Origin of the sequence: Mycobacterium heckeshornense (assembly GCF_016592155.1) — a bacterium.
Classification (GTDB): domain Bacteria; phylum Actinomycetota; class Actinomycetes; order Mycobacteriales; family Mycobacteriaceae; genus Mycobacterium; species Mycobacterium heckeshornense.
On record NZ_AP024237.1, the window covers coordinates 2,987,355 to 3,002,477 of the forward strand.

Sequence of the window (15,123 nt, forward strand, 5' to 3'; positions counted from 1 at the left end):
ACCACGGGCAGGGCCCACGCAAACGCGTCACCTTCGAGGTCCACATGCAGACCTGTCCGCCCGTGGTGGCTGCGGGGCGTGGACCGGCCAGCGAGAGCAGCGCCACCGCTGTGGGCGGTGAGTGCCGAGATGAGGTTCCGGGCAGGCCTCGCGATCGCAGGGTGAACCTTTCACATTGAAAGGGATCCAAGTGCAATGAATCAGAGTACTCTGCAACGGCCGAACAGCTTCTGGTGTGGGATCGACTGGGGTGGGCGCTTCCATCACCTGTGTGTGCTGGATGGCACCGGCCAGCAGCTGCTCAGTCGCAAGGTCGCTCACACCGTCGATGGTCTGGCCGTCCTGGTCGGGTTGATTGCTTCGTTCACCGGTGCGGTCCGGATCGCGATCGAGCGGGCCGAAGGGCTACTGGTCGAATATCTCCAGCACCACTGCGATGCCGAAATTTATTGCGTGTCACCGAAAATCTCGGCGCGAGCACGCGAACGCTATCGGATGGCGGCCGCCAAGTCCGACGAATTCGATGCCTATGTGTTGGCCGATACGTTGCGTCACCAGTATGCCCAGTGGCGGCCGTTGGCCGTTCCGTCGCCGCTTCTAGCGGAGCTGACCGCAGTGAGCCGCGATCGTCAACGCATCCTGGATATGCAGGTGGACACCGAGAATCGACTGCGGTCAATCTTGGATGCCTATCATCCGTGCCCGTTGCACCTGTTTTCTGCACTGGACCGGGACATCACCCTGTCCTTCATCCGCAGCTATCCCACTCCCGTGCAGGCGGGCCGGATCACCGCTGCGCGGATGGGCGCGTTCACGTCCCGGCACGGCTACAGTGGCCGGCACAAACCCGAGACACTTGTCGCCCGGATGCAGCCGCATCTGCTATCGGCGAGCGACGGCACCGTTGCTGGCAAAGCGTTGGCGGCCAAAGCATTCACCGAACAACTGGCTCTACTCAACACCCATTTGCGAGCCCATGACAAACGACTGGGCGAACTGCTTGAGGCGCACCCGGACACCCCGATCTTCACCAGTTTCCCCGGCATCGGACCGGTCACCGCCGCCGTGTTGATCTCCGAAATGGGTGAGGAGCGCAGTCGTTTTCCTTCGGCGCCGTCATTGTTGGCAGAGACCGGCTTGGCTCCGGTCACCAAGGTGTCCGGGCGCACACGTCAGGTTCGCTTCCGCTACGCCGCCAACCGGCGGATGCGGCACGCCATCGACTGGTGGATGTTCGTCGCCGTCCGTGAAGACCTCTGGTCGGCCGACATCTACCAACACGCCCGCGCCGCCGGCCAACCACACCATCGTGCCCTGCGTGGCCTGGGCGCCCGCTGGTGTCGCATCTTGTGGCGCTGCTGGCACGACCACAACCCCTACGACCCGGCCATCCACCACCGCGCCACCGCCGCCTAACAACCCCACCCCGCCCCCGCGCTGAGCAAAGTCAGCCCGCCGCGGCGATCAATCATGCCCACGACCCGAGGTTGACAGCGGGAGTCTGCGTCGTGCACCTTCTGAGGAACTCGTTTCGCTACGCCTCCAAGAGGGATTGGCCGGCGCTGGCCCGTGATCTCAAGCCGATCTACACCGCGCCCAGCGAGTCGGCCGCGCTGGAGGCGTTCGTCGCGTTGAGCGACACCTGGGGCCAGCGGTATCCGGCGATCGTCAAGCTCTGGGAGTCCGCGTGGGCCGAGTTTGTGCCATTTCTGCAGTTCGACACCAGCATCCGATCGGTGGTGTGCACGACGAATGCGGTGGAAAGCATCAACGCGCGCATCCGGCGAGCGGTCAATGCCCGTGGGCACTTTCCCACCGACGCGGCCGCGCTGAAATGCGTCTACATGGCGATCATGAGCATCGATCCCACCGGCCGCGGCCGCAAACGCTGGAGCAACCGCTGGAAGGAGGCCTTAAACGCTTTCGACATCACATTTGACGGACGCCTGTCCGCTGCACGAAAGTAGAACCGACACAACCATTTACACCGTTATCCGTACAGACCCCTTCGATGGCCTGGTCGATACAGCGGATGGCGGCATCGGCGGCAAGGAATTTGGCCATGTTGCTGGCCTCAACGGCGTCGGCTCCGGCGTCATAGCCGGCTGCGGCGTGCCGGGTCATCAGCCGCGCGGCTTCCAGCGCGATCTTCGCCTCCGCCAATGGATGCGCGATGCCCTGGTGCGCGCCGATCGGGACGTTCCACACTCGCCGCTGCCGCGCATACGCCACCGCCTTGTCCAAGGCGTATCGGCTGACGCCGTTGCAGATCGCCGCGATGATCACCCGCTCGGGATTCATGCCGTCGAACGCGACCCGCAGGCCATCGCCCTCGCCGCCGACAAGCCGATCCGCCGCGACCGCCACATTGTCGAAGAACACCGTGAACGATTTGTCGGTGATCTCCAATGTCATCGGAATGCGGTGCATCTCGATGCCCGGGGTATCACGGTCGACCAGGAACAGCGACAGTTGCCCGCGGCCGGCGGCATCGGTGCCGGTACGGGTGACGACGAGCAGGGCGTCGGCTTGGTCGGCCGCGGTGATGAATGTCTTCTGCCCGCTGATGTAGTACTTGTCGCCGTCTCGGCGAGCCGTGGTGGCAAGGTGATGGGTATTCGAGCCGGCGCCGGGCTCGGTGATCGCGAAGGCGATCTTAAGCGTGCCCGCCGCCATCGGCACCAGCCATTGGCGTTTCTGCTCGTCGCTGGCGTGGCGCGCGAGCAGGCTACCGACAATTCCGGGCGAGATCATCAACATGATCTGCGGGCAGCCGGCCGCGGCCGCTTCCTCGGCGACGACGTTCATCGCCGACAGTCCCATTCCGCCGCCGCCGTATTCCTCGGGCAGGTTCACGCCGACGAATCCGCCCGCCGCCAGCGCGTCCCACAGCTCGGTAGCAGGCTGCAGCGTCTCGCTACAGCGGGTGAAGTACTCGTTGCCGAACTCGGCGACGATCCCGTGCACCGACGCACGCAACTCCTTTTCTTCGGCCGCGCTCAGCATCAGCGGAAGTCCATCCAGTGCCCGTGCGGGGTGAAACCCAGCAGGAACGGGATCTCGATGCGGCAGACCGGGCCGGCGGTGATGTCGTCGGTATCGAAAATGACGTATTCACCGAGGTTTTCGGTCCACCGCGACACCGGAACCATGAGATAACCGTCGCCCTCCGGCGCATCCGGGGTGCGCGGCACGAACGTCGGCTCCATCACCAGCGCCGGGCGCTCGTGGCGCAACCGGTACTGCTGCTCGCGGCCGGTGTCGATGTCGCGCACGACCAGGCTGTGCATGCGCATCCCGTTGCCTTTGGCGTCCCCGCCGATCAGGTATCCCCAGCGGTGGCCGCGGCCGTAGCAGCGTTCGTCGACCTTCGGGAGCTCGCATGGGCGGTCATCGAGCAACTCGGATTTGACGCTGCCCGCGGCGAGGTCCACGGTCCACCGCCCGAGCGTGCTGCGGGCCAGGTTGAAGAACAATGCGACGTCCTCGCCCGCGAAACCGTCGATGTCCAACGGGAACGGGGGCCGCTCGAAGATCGGGGCATCCAACGTCAGGGTGTCGCCGGCGACGTTGGCCGCCAGCGTGTGCATCGCGTACTGCGGCTCGATCTCGGCGGTGATCCAGCGGATTTCGCCGTGTTCGATGTCGTCGCGGGGAACCAGCGCCAGGATCGTCGGTAGCTGCGGGTCCCAGCCATGCACCGGCAGGCCGCGCTGGATCCGGTCGGGGTCGAACACGAAACCCTGGAACGGCAACACCATCCACTGCGGTGTCAGCCACATGTCATGAACCTCGGAGCAATATGGCGCGTCCCACAGCTCGCGGGATACCACCGCGCCGTCCGGTCGCACCACATGGACGGTGACATAGGGCTTGCGGTTGCTGTAGGCCCAGCCGTAAAGCGTGCCGCTGGCGTGGTCCCACTTCGGGTGCGCCGTGAACGCCGCATCGCCATAGCCGGCCGGCTCGAAGATCCCGCGGGATAGCTGCGGTGACCACGGCACCACCCCGCGGGTTTCCAGGGTGATCGGATCCAACGCTATTGGCGGGCTGCCCTGTTCGCCCGACGCCAGGATCTCCCCGGCGAACGGGAAGCAGTTGATGTTGTTGGTGCCCTGCGGGATTCCGCGGGTGAACTCGTCACGTACCGCCGGACCGAAGCCGATGTTGCGCCAGTCGCGCCAATCCCCGTCGGCCCAGCAGAACATGCCGCGGCCAAAGCGGTCTTCCAGCACGTATTTGGGTGTGCGGATCCAGCGGTTGCGGAAATCGGCGCGCCCATTATCGAACGTCAGGCCTTGCACCATGCCGTCCATCGCCAGCAGCCCGTTGCCGCGCTGCTTCGTCGGCCGTTTGAACGTCGGGCCCACCCGGTAAAACCCGCCGGACAGCTCCTTGGGGATCTCGCCGAAGGTGGTGACGCAGTCCTCGACGGTCGCCTCGAACCGCATCGGCCGAAACGCGCCGGTGAGCACCGTCGTGTTCGGGACAGTGACCATCGACTTAGTATACTAAGTGGCGTGACAACGGCCAAGCCCGCTCGCGCGCCCGAGGTGGTAGCTGCCACCTTGCGCAGACGCATCCTGTCCGGCGAACTCGCACCGGGAGATTCGCTGCCCCCCGAGGCCGAGCTCGTCAGCCAGCTCGGGGTCAGCCGGGAGACCGTCCGCTTGGCGTTGCGGCTGCTCGCCGCCGAAGGACTCACCCGCACCAGCCAGGGGCGTGCCGGTGTGCGCATCCGCCATCCGGAACCCGAGCGGGTCGCCCGCTCGCTGGTGCAACTTCTCACCCTCACCGGCGCGACGTGGGGCGACCTGCTGGCGTTCCGGAAAATGCTGGAGCCCGCGGCGGCCGCCCACGTCGCCGAGCACGCCTCCCCCGCCGAACGGGCCGCCATCGCCGAGGTCGCCGAGCGTGGGATTGCCCCCGACGGCGCGGGCTATCACGAATTCCACGAACTGGTCGTGCGGGCCAGCGGAAACCCTATCCTCACAACGGTCCTGGCTGCCGTCGAACAAGCGGTCCGCTGGGCCGCGGCCGAACAAGACATCACCCAGTATGACCGCGAGGAAGCGGCCAGATCGCATCGCGCCATCGCCAGCGCGATCACCGCCGGCGACGCGCGTAAAGCCGAACACCGGATGCGCCAACACCTCGAGGCCGCTCTGCAACATGTGGAGGCGTCGGGACTGCTTGGGGCACCGATGATTCCGCCGTCGCGCTGGCGCGGCGATAATACCGACCTGCCCTGGCGGTAATCGATGGCCGAGCGCCGGGCCGCCGCGAGACAGAAGCTACGGTCGCGATTGGGCGACGATTACAGCCCTGACTTCTGCTTGGCGCGACTCACACGGTAAAGCCGAGAGCGCGAAGTTGCTCGCGACCGTCGTCGGTGATCTTGTCCGGCCCCCATGGCGGATTCCACACCCAGTTGATGCGCAAATCGTCGACCAGGCCCGCGCCGACCAGGGCGGTGCGCGACTGATCTTCGATGATGTCGGTCAGCGGACAGGCCGGCGAGGTGAGCGTCATGTCGATGAGCGCGACGGTCCCCTCGTCGGTTTGTTCCACGTCGAGCCCGTAAACTAATCCCAAGTCGACGACGTTGATGCCCAGCTCCGGGTCGACGACGTCGCGCATCGCCTCCTCGACGTCGGCGAGCAATTCGTCACTTGCCGATGCGGTTTCGCTCATCGTCAACCTCCTCGAAGTCCTGCATGGCTTGTGCCAGCGCGTCTTTGAACGCCATCCAGCCCAGCAACGCGCATTTCACCCGGGCCGGGTACTTGGCCACCCCGGCGAACGCGACACCGTCGCCGAGAACGTCCGGGTCCCCCTCCACGGTGCCACGGGACGACACCATCTCGGTGAACGCGGTGACGGTTTTCAGCGCCTGGCCCACGCTTTGGCCGATCACCTGTTCGGTGAGTACCGATGTCGACGCCTGGCTGATCGAACAACCTTGGCCGTCGTAGGAGACGTCGACGACCCGCTCTCCGTCGTCGGACAGCGCGACCCGCAGCGTGACCTCGTCGCCGCAGACCGGGTTGACGTGATGAACCTGCGCGCCGAACGGCTCGCGCAGGCCCCGATGCTGCGGATGCTTGTAGTGGTCGAGGATCACGTCCTGATAGATCTGCTCCAGGCGCACGATTAGGCTCCCCCGAAGAACTCCACCGCGCGACGGACGCCGGCTACCAGCCGGTCAACCTCCTCGAGGGTGTTGTATACCGCGAATGACGCCCGCGCGGTGGCCGCCAGACCAAAGCGGCGGTGCAGCGGCAACGCACAGTGGTGCCCGACGCGAACGGCAATGCCGTCGTCATCGAGCACCTGGCCAACGTCATGGGCATGCACCCCGTCGACCACGAAGGACACCGGCGACCCACGCTCGTGCATCGACATCGGCCCGATGATCCGCACCCCGCCGATGCCGGAGAGACCCTCGATCGCGGCGGCGGTCAACTGGCGTTCGTGGTTTTCCACGGCGTCCATGCCGATGTTGCCGAGGTAGCGTGCGGCCGCAGCCAAGCCGACGACCTGCGAGGTCATCGGGGTCCCGGCCTCGAACCGCTGCGGGGGCGGCGCGTAGGTGGTGGCCTGCATCGTCACGGTTTCGATCATCGAGCCGCCGGTCAAAAATGGCGGCATCTTCTCGAGTAGCCCGCGCCGGCCGTACAGCACGCCGATCCCGTTGGGACCCAGCATTTTATGACCGGAAAACGCGGCAAAATCGACGTCGAGACCATGCAGGTCGACCGGTTGATGCGGAACTGACTGGCAGGCGTCCAGCACCGTCAGCGCGCCCACCGCCTTTGCCCGGCCCACCAGCTCGGCCACCGGTGCCACTACGCCGGTCACATTCGAATGATGGGTGAAGGCAACCACTTTGACGCGCTCGTCGAGTTGCAAAGACTCGAGATCGATCCGCCCGTCGTCGGTCACCCCGTACCAGCGCAGGGTCGCCCCGCTGCGCCGGGCCAGTTCCTGCCATGGGATCAGGTTGGCGTGGTGTTCGAGCTCGGTGGTGACGATCACGTCGCCCGGACCGACCGCACCCTCAAACCTCGTGTCGCCCAGCACATAAGACACCAGGTTCAGCGCCTCGGTGGCGTTCTTAGTGAACACCAGTTCGTCGGCGTCGGCCCCGACGAACCCCGCGATGTCGGCGCGGCCCTGCTCGTAGGCGTCGGTGGCCTCCTCCATCAGCTGGTGCGCGCCCCGGTGCACCGCCCCGTTAGAGGTGACCAAGAACTCGCGCTCGGCGTCGAGAACTTGCACCGGGCGCTGCGACGTCGCACCGGAATCCAAGTACGCCAACTGCTTTCCGCCGCGCATCACGCGCTTGAGGATCGGGAAATCGGCGCGTATCGCGGTCAGGTCAAGCGGAGTCACCGACGTCACCATTGCTACACTCCCGTGGCCGCCGTCCGTGGCGATCGCAGCGCGTCGCCGCCATCGGTATGGGTGAATCGGACGTAACCGTTTTGATCCAGCTCGTCGGCCAGCTCCGGCCCACCGGATTCCACAATCCGCCCGCCGACGAACACGTGCACGAATTGCGGGCGGATGTAGCGCAGGATCCGGGTGTAGTGGGTGATCAACAGGATTCCGCCATGGACCTCTTCGGCGTAGCGGTTCACCCCGTCGCTGACCACGCGCAGCGCGTCGACGTCCAAACCGGAGTCGGTCTCGTCGAGGATCGCGATCTTGGGCTTCAGCAAGCCGAGTTGCAAGATCTCGTGACGCTTCTTCTCGCCACCGGAAAAGCCTTCGTTGACGCTGCGTTCGGCGAACGCCGGGTCGATGTCAAGGGCATCCATCGCCGATTTGACTTCCTTGACCCAGTGCCGCAGCTTCGGCGCCTCGCCGCGGATCGCGGTGGCAGCGCTGCGCAGGAAGTTCGACATCGACACCCCGGGGACCTCGACCGGGTACTGCATGGCCAGAAAGAGGCCCGCTCGCGCACGTTCGTCGATGCTCATGTCCAGCACGTTCTGACCGTCGAGCATGATCGAGCCGGACGTCACCTTGTACTTCGGATGCCCGGCGATGGCGTAGGACAGCGTGGACTTGCCTGAGCCGTTGGGGCCCATCACCGCGTGTGTCTCGCCCGAGCTCACCGTCAGGTTGACGCCGTTGAGAATACGAATCTCCCGTTCGGCGTCCGACGGGTCGGCGACGCTGACGTGCAAGTCTTTGATTTCTAAAGTGGTCATGAAACTGTGGTCTTTGCTGTCGTGGTTTCCGAGATGGCCAGTTCGTGTTCGATGGCTGTGGTCAGGCGCTCCCGCACCTCGGGGATGGCGATCTTGGTGATGATTTCGCCGAAGAAGCCGCGCACCACCAGCCGCCGCGCCTGCTCTTCGGGGATGCCCCGGGAACACAGGTAGAACAATTGCTCGTCGTCGAAACGTCCGGTGGCGCTGGCATGTCCGGCGCCGGCGATCTCACCGGTCTCGATCTCCAGGTTGGGCACCGAGTCCGCGCGCGCGCCGTCGGTAAGCACCAGATTGCGGTTCACCTCGAAGGTGTCGGTGCCGGTGGCCGCGGCCCGGATCAGCACGTCGCCCACCCAGACCGTGTGCGCGTCGGGCCTGCCGGAATCCGGATTCCCCTGCAGCGCACCCTTGTACAACACGTTGGATTTACAGTCCGGGTAAGCGTGGTCGACCAGCAGCCGCGACTCCAGGTGCTGGCCGTCGTCGGCGAAATACAGGCCGAGCAACTCGGCGTCGCCGCCTGATGCAGCGAAGCGCACCCGGCCCGTCAGCCGCACCAGCTCGCCGCCGAGTGTGACCGCGACGTGGCGCAGCAGCGCGTCCTTGCCCAGCGCGGCATGGTGCATGCTGACATGCACGACATCGTCGGCCCAGTCCGCGATCCACACTACGGTCAGCCGGGCGGCGTCGCCGACCACGAACTCGACGTTGTCGGCGTAGGTCCCGCTGCCCCGCAGATCGATCACCACCACCGCGTCGGCCAGCTCTTCCACGCGGATCTGCAGGTGCCCGTAGGCCGTCGCGCCCTCGCCCGGGCCGGTAATCGAGATGTCGATCGGCGCCGGCAACACCACACCGCGCTGCACTGTGACCAGCGTGGCTGAGTTGAACGACGAAAACGCCTGCGCTGCAACACGATCAGCAGGCACCCCGCCCTCGCCGAGCCGCCGGTCGCCGCGGCGCACCGTCTCCACGTCGACACCCGGCTGTTCAGTCACGGTGATCTGGGCGCTGCCCGTTGCGCGCGCGGAGCCGTCGTGCAGGCCGCGCAACCGCCGCAGCGGGGTGAACCGCCAGATCTCGTCGCGGCCGCCGGGAACCTCGAAGGCGTCCACGTCGAACGACGCGAACAGCTCTCCCTTATTCAATGCGGCAAGTGACGACCCCGCTGGCGTTCCCTCACTGGTCAGGTCGGAAGCCGTCATCCGACAGCACCCTCCATCTGCAGCTCGATCAGCCGGTTGAGCTCCAGCGCATATTCCATGGGCAGCTCTTTGGCGATCGGCTCGACGAAGCCCCGCACAATCATCGCCATCGCCTCGTCCTCGGTGAGCCCGCGGCTCATCAGGTAGAACAGCTGGTTCTCGCTGACCTTGGACACGGTGGCCTCGTGGCCCATCGTGACGTCGTCCTCACGGATGTCGACGTACGGGTAGGTGTCACTGCGGCTGATCGTATCGACCAGCAGCGCATCGCATTTCACGCTGGAACGCGAGCCGTGCGCGCCCTTGTTCACCTGGACCAGGCCGCGGTAGGAGGTGCGCCCGCCACCGCGGGCCACCGACTTGGACACGATGTTGCTCGACGTGTTCGGTGCCAAGTGCAACATCTTGGCGCCGGCGTCCTGGTGCTGGCCCTCGCCGGCGAACGCCACCGACAGCACTTCGCCTTTGGCGTGCTCGCCGGTCATCCACACCGCCGGGTATTTCATCGTCACCTTGGAGCCGATGTTGCCGTCGATCCACTCCATGGTGGCGCCTTCCTCGGCGCGGGCCCGCTTGGTCACCAGGTTGTAGACGTTGTTCGACCAGTTCTGAATCGTGGTGTAGCGGCACCGCCCGTGCGGCTTGACGATGATCTCCACCACCGCGGAGTGCAGCGAATCCGACTTGTAAATCGGCGCTGTGCAGCCCTCGACGTAGTGCACGTACGCGCCTTCGTCGACGATGATCAACGTCCGCTCGAACTGGCCCATGTTCTCGGTGTTGATCCGGAAATAGGCCTGCAGCGGAATGTCGACGTGCACCCCCGGCGGCACGTAGATGAAGCTGCCACCGCTCCAGACCGCGGTGTTCAATGCAGCAAACTTATTGTCGCCAGCTGGAATTACCGTGCCAAAGTATTTCTTGAACAGATCCTCGTGCTCTCGCAACCCAGTATCGGTGTCGAGGAATATGACGCCCTGGGCCTCTAAATCCTCCCTGATCTGGTGGTACACAACCTCGGACTCGTACTGAGCCGCGACGCCGGCAATCAGACGTTGCTTTTCAGCCTCCGGGATTCCCAATTTGTCGTAAGTGTTTTTGATGTCTGCGGGCAAGTCATCCCAGGTGGCTGCCTGCTTTTCGGTAGAGCGCACGAAGTACTTGATGTTGTCGAAGTCGATTCCGCTGAGATCCGAACCCCACGTGGGAATCGGCTTGCGCTCGAAGATCCGCAACGCCTTCAGCCGATTCTCCAGCATCCACCGCGGCTCGTTCTTCTTCGCCGAGATGTCGCGGACCACTTCCTCGGAGAGCCCGCGCCGGGCGCTGGCGCCCGCGACGTCCGAATCCGCCCAGCCATAGCCGTACCGGCCCAGCGCGGCGATCGCCTCCTGCTGGGTCAGCGGCTCGTCGAGCTTGCGAACCTCAGGGGTGGTCGTCATTGCGACGCTCCTTGCTTGCTTGGGGTGGCTTCGGCGCGGGCTGTGCGCCGAAGAAGTGTGCTGCTTATCGGGGTCAACGGCACGTGGGTGGTGCACGCGCAATCCCCGTTGACGATGGTCGCCAACCGTTGCACGTGGGTGCCGAGCACCTCGGCCATGGCCTGCTGTTCTGTTTCGCAAAATTCCGGAAACTCCTCGGCCACATGGGAAACCGGGCAGTGATGCTGGCAGATCTGTACGCCATGGATGGGCCCACCTACCCGCGTGGTCGTGGCGACGTAACCCGCTTTGGTCAACGCGGTGGCGATCCGTTCGGCGGCCGCCTCGATGTCGGTGTCGGTGTGGCTGCCGGCCGGCTGAACCCCGGACAAGATCGCGTCGATGCGCCGCCGGGCGAAGGTCCGTACCGCGTCGTCGCCACCGAGTTCCCGCAGTTGATGCATCGCCGCCGACGCCAGGTCGTCGTAGGCATGTTCCAGCTTCTCGCGGCCCGCCGCGGTCAGCCGGTAGCGCTTCGCGGGTCGGCCACGTCCCATCTGCTGCCAGGCCGCAGCCGGAACCGACTCGGCCTCGCCGGCGTCGATCAGCGCGTCGAGATGACGGCGTACACCGGCAGCTGACAGGCCCAACCGCTCACCGATCCGCCCCGCGGTGATCGGCCCTGACTCCAGCAGCAACTGCACGACCGCACGACGGGTGTGACCGTCATGCGTCGCGGCTGACTGGTCGGCCTCCGACCGGAATTTCACAACACCAGTGTGACAAAATTCCGGGACCGGGTCCAGCTGGCGGCCGGCGGGTCGGTCCGCCGTGGCAGTTACGCTGCTCTGATGGCAGCCCGCCATTCCACGCTGAGTTCGGCGATTGCCCGCTGGCATGGCGACGAACTGGCCGTAAGTTCGCCGCTTAACGATGTCGAAGTCGTCGCCCTTCGCCGGACCCGGCTATTCGGGGCCACCGGCACGGTGCTGATGGCTATCGGCGCACTCGGCGCCGGCGCGCGGCCGGTAGTCCAGGACCCCACGTTCGGGGTCAGGCTGCTCAACCTGCCGTCCCGGATTCAAACCGTGTCGCTGACGATGACCACCACCGGCGCGGTGATGATGGCGCTGGCCTGGCTGATGCTGGGCCGCTTCGCGCTGGGTGCCCGACGGATGTCCCGCGGGGATTTGGATCGCACCTTGCTGTTGTGGACGCTGCCGCTGCTGGTGGCGCCGCCCATGTACAGCAAGGACGTCTATTCCTATCTGGCGCAAAGCCAGATCTGCCGGCTCGGGCTCGACCCCTACCGGGTGGGACCGGCGCGAGCGCTGGGCCTCGACCACGTGTTCACGCTGTCGGTGCCGAGCCTATGGCGCGACACCCCGGCGCCGTATGGTCCGTTGTTCTTATGGATCGGCCGCGGCGTGTCCGCGCTGACCGGTGAAAACATCGTCGCGGCCGTGCTGTGCCACCGGCTGGTGGTGCTGATCGGCGTCGGCCTGATCGTCTGGGCCACCCCGCGCCTGGCCCGCCGCTGTGGCGTCGCCGAGGTCAGCGCGCTGTGGCTGGGTGCGGCCAACCCGCTGCTGATCATGCATCTGGTCGCGGGCATCCACAACGAGGCGCTCATGTTGGGTCTGATGCTGACCGGCACCGAATTCGCGTTGCGGGGCCTCGATGTCTGGGACTCTTCGAAGCTGCCGACGCCCACGTCAACGACCCGGTGCGGAAGCTGGGGCCCGATCGGCATGCTGCTCTTCGGTGCGGTGCTGATCACGCTGTCCTCACAGGTGAAACTGCCGTCGCTGCTGGCCCTGGGATTCGTCGCGACGGCCCTGGCCCGCCGCCTGGGTGGCAGCCTGCGGGCCTTGCTGCTGGTCGGTGGGGCGATGACCGGGGTGGCGCTGGCGGTGATGGCCGTCGTCGGCTGGGCCAGCGGGCTGGGATTCGGGTGGATCTTCACGTTGGGCACCGCCAACGTGGTGCGTAGCTGGATGTCACCGCCGACGCTGCTTGCCCTGGGCACCGGCCAGGCCGGGATCCTGCTGCGGCTGGGAGATCACACCACCGCGGTGTTGTCGCTGACCCGCGGCATCGGCGTGCTGATCATCGCGGTGATGGTGGGCTGGCTGCTGGTCGCGGTGTTGCGCGGCCGGCTGCACCCCGTGGGCGGGCTGGGCGTGGCCTTGGGCGTTACGGTCCTGCTGTTTCCGGTGGTGCAGCCCTGGTATCTGCTGTGGGCGATCATCCCGCTGGCCGCGTGGGCGACCCGCCCGGGCTTCCGGGTTGCGGCCATCGCCGTCACGATCGTCGTCGGTGTGTTTGGCCCGACGGCCAACGGAGACCGTTTCGCGTTGTTCCAAATCGTGGACGCCACGCTGGCCAGCACCGTGATCGTGCTGCTGCTGATCGCCATGACCTACACGCGCTTGCCGTGGCGCCGGCTGCCCACCGAGACCCGGGTTCTGCTGCACGAGGCGGTGACTGAACCGGCGGCTGACGTGGTTTCCCCCACCGATACCGCGCAGCGCCAGGCGGTGCCGGGCGCCTAGGCTGGCTTCCCGTGAGCTCAGCGCCAGATGTTCGTGTGCGGCTACGTGGAGTGCGCAAGCAGTACGGGTCGACAACCGCGGTGGCGAACCTCGACCTGCAAGTGCACGCCGCCGAGGTGCTGGCCCTGCTGGGCCCCAACGGCGCGGGCAAAACCACGGCGGTCGAAATGTGCGAGGGCTTCATCCGCCCCGACGCCGGCACGATCGAGGTGCTCGGTTTAGATCCGATCGCCGATCACGCCCGGCTCCGGGCGCGGATCGGGGTGATGCTGCAAGGCGGCGGCGGCTACCCCTTGGCGCGCGCCGGCGAGATGCTCAATTTGGTGGCCGCCTATGCCGCCAATCCCCTGGACCCACAATGGCTGATGTCCACGCTCGGTCTCACCGAGGCTGCCCGCACGTCGTATCGCCAGCTCTCCGGCGGGCAGCAGCAGCGGCTGGCACTGGCCTGCGCGCTGGTGGGCCGTCCGGAACTGGTGTTCCTTGACGAACCGACCGAAGGCATGGACGCGCATGCCCGGCTGCTGGTATGGGAGCTGATCGACGCGCTGCGCCGCGACGGTGTGACGGTGCTGCTGACCACCCACCAACTCAAGGAAGCTGAAGAGCTCGCCGACCGCATCGTCATCATCGACCATGGCGTGGAGGTGGCCGCGGGAACGCCCGCAGAGCTGATGCGCACCGGCGCCAAAGACCAGTTGCGGTTCAGCGCGCCGCCGCGGCTGGATCTGTCGCTGCTGGTTGCCGCCCTGCCGGAGGACTACAAGACGACTGAGGTAACGCGTGGCGAATACCTCGTCGAAGGACCGATCAACCCCCAGGTGCTGGCGACGGTGACCGCATGGTGCGCGCAAATCGACGTGCTACCCACGGACATGCGGGTGGAGCAGCGCAGCCTCGAAGACGTGTTCCTCGATCTCACCGGCAGGGAGTTGCGCTGATGACCGGTGATTCGCTTTTTCCGGCGGGCACCTTTACGCCGGACCCGCGGCCCAACACGGTGCCCCGGATGCTGGCCGCACAATCCGCGCTGGAGTTGAAGCTGTGGCTGCGCAACGGCGAGTACTTGCTGCTGACCCTGTTTATCCCGGTCGCGCTGCTTGTCGGGCTCACCCTGCTGCCGCTCGGCTCGTTCGGCCCGAACCGCGCGGCCACCTTCGTCCCGGTGATCACGGCGCTGGCGGTCATCTCGACCGCTTTCACCGCGCAGGCCATCGCGGTGGCCTTCGACCGCCGTTACGGCGCGCTCAAACGGCTGGCAGCGACCGCGCTACCGATCTGGGCAATCATCGCCGGCAAGTCGCTCGCGGTGGTCGGGGTGGTGTTGTTGCAGTCAATCATCCTTGGCGCCATCGGGTTTGCGCTGGGTTGGCGGCCTCACGCCGCGGGCCTGGCGCTGGGCGCACTGATCATCGCGCTGGGCACCGCGGCGTTCTCCGCGCTCGGGTTGCTGCTGGGCGGCACCCTGCGATCCGATGCGGTCCTGGCGGTCGGCAATCTGCTGTGGTTCGTCTTCGCCGGGTCCTGCGCGCTGACCGTCGAGACCAGCATCGTGCCGACGGCGCTGCAATGGGGCGCCCGGCTGACCCCATCGGGGGCATTCACCAACGCGCTCTCGGACGCGCTCACGCTGTCGGTCGACTGGTTCGGCGTCGTCGTGCTGGCGGTATGGGGTGTGCTCGCCGCACTGGCCGCGCTGCGCTGGTTTCGCTTCACTTGA

At 66.2% G+C, this 15,123-nt stretch carries 14 protein-coding genes and 1 pseudogene; 6 read left to right on the forward strand and 9 right to left on the reverse strand.

Features of this window, described 5'->3' with window-relative positions; all coding sequences use genetic code 11:
• Window positions 1-195 precede the first annotated feature (195 nt).
• Complete coding sequence (locus MHEC_RS14260) at window positions 196-1,416, forward strand: IS110 family RNA-guided transposase (RefSeq protein WP_071700283.1); 1,221 nt, start codon at window positions 196-198, stop codon at window positions 1,414-1,416.
• Between the two features lie 65 nt (window positions 1,417-1,481).
• Window positions 1,482-1,967: pseudogene (locus MHEC_RS14265) on the forward strand (IS256 family transposase); the annotation flags it as partial.
• Here the strand turns inward: MHEC_RS14265 and MHEC_RS14270 are convergent.
• Both MHEC_RS14270 and MHEC_RS14275 read right to left on the reverse strand, forming a co-directional pair.
• A complete protein-coding gene (locus MHEC_RS14270; RefSeq protein WP_048891806.1) occupies window positions 1,930-3,006 on the reverse strand; it encodes an acyl-CoA dehydrogenase family protein in 1,077 nt (358 codons plus the stop codon). The pseudogene MHEC_RS14265 and the gene MHEC_RS14270 sit on opposite strands and share 38 nt — an antisense overlap.
• Complete coding sequence (locus tag MHEC_RS14275; RefSeq protein WP_200902185.1) at window positions 3,006-4,499, reverse strand: carotenoid oxygenase family protein; 1,494 nt, start codon at window positions 4,497-4,499, stop codon at window positions 3,006-3,008. Before MHEC_RS14275 ends, MHEC_RS14270 begins: the two co-directional genes overlap by 1 nt.
• 21 nt (window positions 4,500-4,520) lie before the next feature.
• Here MHEC_RS14275 and MHEC_RS14280 point away from each other — a divergent pair, with 21 nt between their 5' ends.
• Window positions 4,521-5,258 (forward strand): FadR/GntR family transcriptional regulator, encoded by a 738-nt coding sequence (locus tag MHEC_RS14280; RefSeq protein WP_048891805.1) that lies wholly within the window; start codon window positions 4,521-4,523, stop codon window positions 5,256-5,258.
• 88 nt (window positions 5,259-5,346) lie between these two features.
• Here MHEC_RS14280 and MHEC_RS14285 read toward each other — a convergent pair whose 3' ends face one another.
• From MHEC_RS14285 to MHEC_RS14315, 7 genes are read right to left on the reverse strand one after another with little or no spacing between them, the layout of a single operon-like run.
• Window positions 5,347-5,694 (reverse strand): metal-sulfur cluster assembly factor, encoded by a 348-nt coding sequence (locus MHEC_RS14285; protein ID WP_048891804.1) that lies wholly within the window; start codon window positions 5,692-5,694, stop codon window positions 5,347-5,349.
• Complete coding sequence (gene sufU / locus MHEC_RS14290; RefSeq protein ID WP_048891803.1) at window positions 5,669-6,151, reverse strand: Fe-S cluster assembly sulfur transfer protein SufU; 483 nt, start codon at window positions 6,149-6,151, stop codon at window positions 5,669-5,671. Before sufU ends, MHEC_RS14285 begins: the two co-directional genes overlap by 26 nt.
• Before the next feature lie 2 nt (window positions 6,152-6,153).
• Window positions 6,154-7,407 carry a cysteine desulfurase gene (locus tag MHEC_RS14295; protein ID WP_048891802.1) on the reverse strand — a complete coding sequence of 418 codons (1,254 nt, stop codon included), beginning with the start codon at window positions 7,405-7,407 and terminating at the stop codon, window positions 6,154-6,156.
• A gap of 2 nt (window positions 7,408-7,409) precedes the next feature.
• Window positions 7,410-8,219 carry a Fe-S cluster assembly ATPase SufC gene (gene sufC, locus MHEC_RS14300; RefSeq protein ID WP_048891801.1) on the reverse strand — a complete coding sequence of 270 codons (810 nt, stop codon included), beginning with the start codon at window positions 8,217-8,219 and terminating at the stop codon, window positions 7,410-7,412.
• Window positions 8,216-9,427 (reverse strand): Fe-S cluster assembly protein SufD, encoded by a 1,212-nt coding sequence (gene sufD / locus MHEC_RS14305; protein WP_048891800.1) that lies wholly within the window; start codon window positions 9,425-9,427, stop codon window positions 8,216-8,218. The genes sufC and sufD overlap by 4 nt, the downstream gene beginning before the upstream one ends.
• Entirely contained in the window at window positions 9,424-10,869 is a 1,446-nt protein-coding gene (gene sufB / locus MHEC_RS14310; protein WP_048891799.1) for a Fe-S cluster assembly protein SufB, read from the reverse strand. The genes sufD and sufB overlap by 4 nt, the downstream gene beginning before the upstream one ends.
• On the reverse strand, window positions 10,866-11,714 hold the full coding sequence (locus MHEC_RS14315) for a helix-turn-helix transcriptional regulator (RefSeq protein ID WP_048891815.1): 849 nt from the start codon (window positions 11,712-11,714) through the stop codon (window positions 10,866-10,868). The genes sufB and MHEC_RS14315 overlap by 4 nt, the downstream gene beginning before the upstream one ends.
• Here MHEC_RS14315 and mptB point away from each other — a divergent pair.
• From mptB to MHEC_RS14330, 3 genes are read left to right on the forward strand one after another with little or no spacing between them, the layout of a single operon-like run.
• Complete coding sequence (mptB, locus tag MHEC_RS14320) at window positions 11,700-13,403, forward strand: polyprenol phosphomannose-dependent alpha 1,6 mannosyltransferase MptB (protein WP_048891814.1); 1,704 nt, start codon at window positions 11,700-11,702, stop codon at window positions 13,401-13,403. The genes MHEC_RS14315 and mptB overlap by 15 nt on opposite strands.
• Window positions 13,404-13,414: 11 nt before the next feature.
• On the forward strand, window positions 13,415-14,344 hold the full coding sequence (locus MHEC_RS14325) for an ABC transporter ATP-binding protein (RefSeq protein WP_099869363.1): 930 nt from the start codon (window positions 13,415-13,417) through the stop codon (window positions 14,342-14,344).
• A complete protein-coding gene (locus MHEC_RS14330; protein WP_048891797.1) occupies window positions 14,344-15,123 on the forward strand; it encodes an ABC transporter permease in 780 nt (259 codons plus the stop codon). Before MHEC_RS14325 ends, MHEC_RS14330 begins: the two co-directional genes overlap by 1 nt.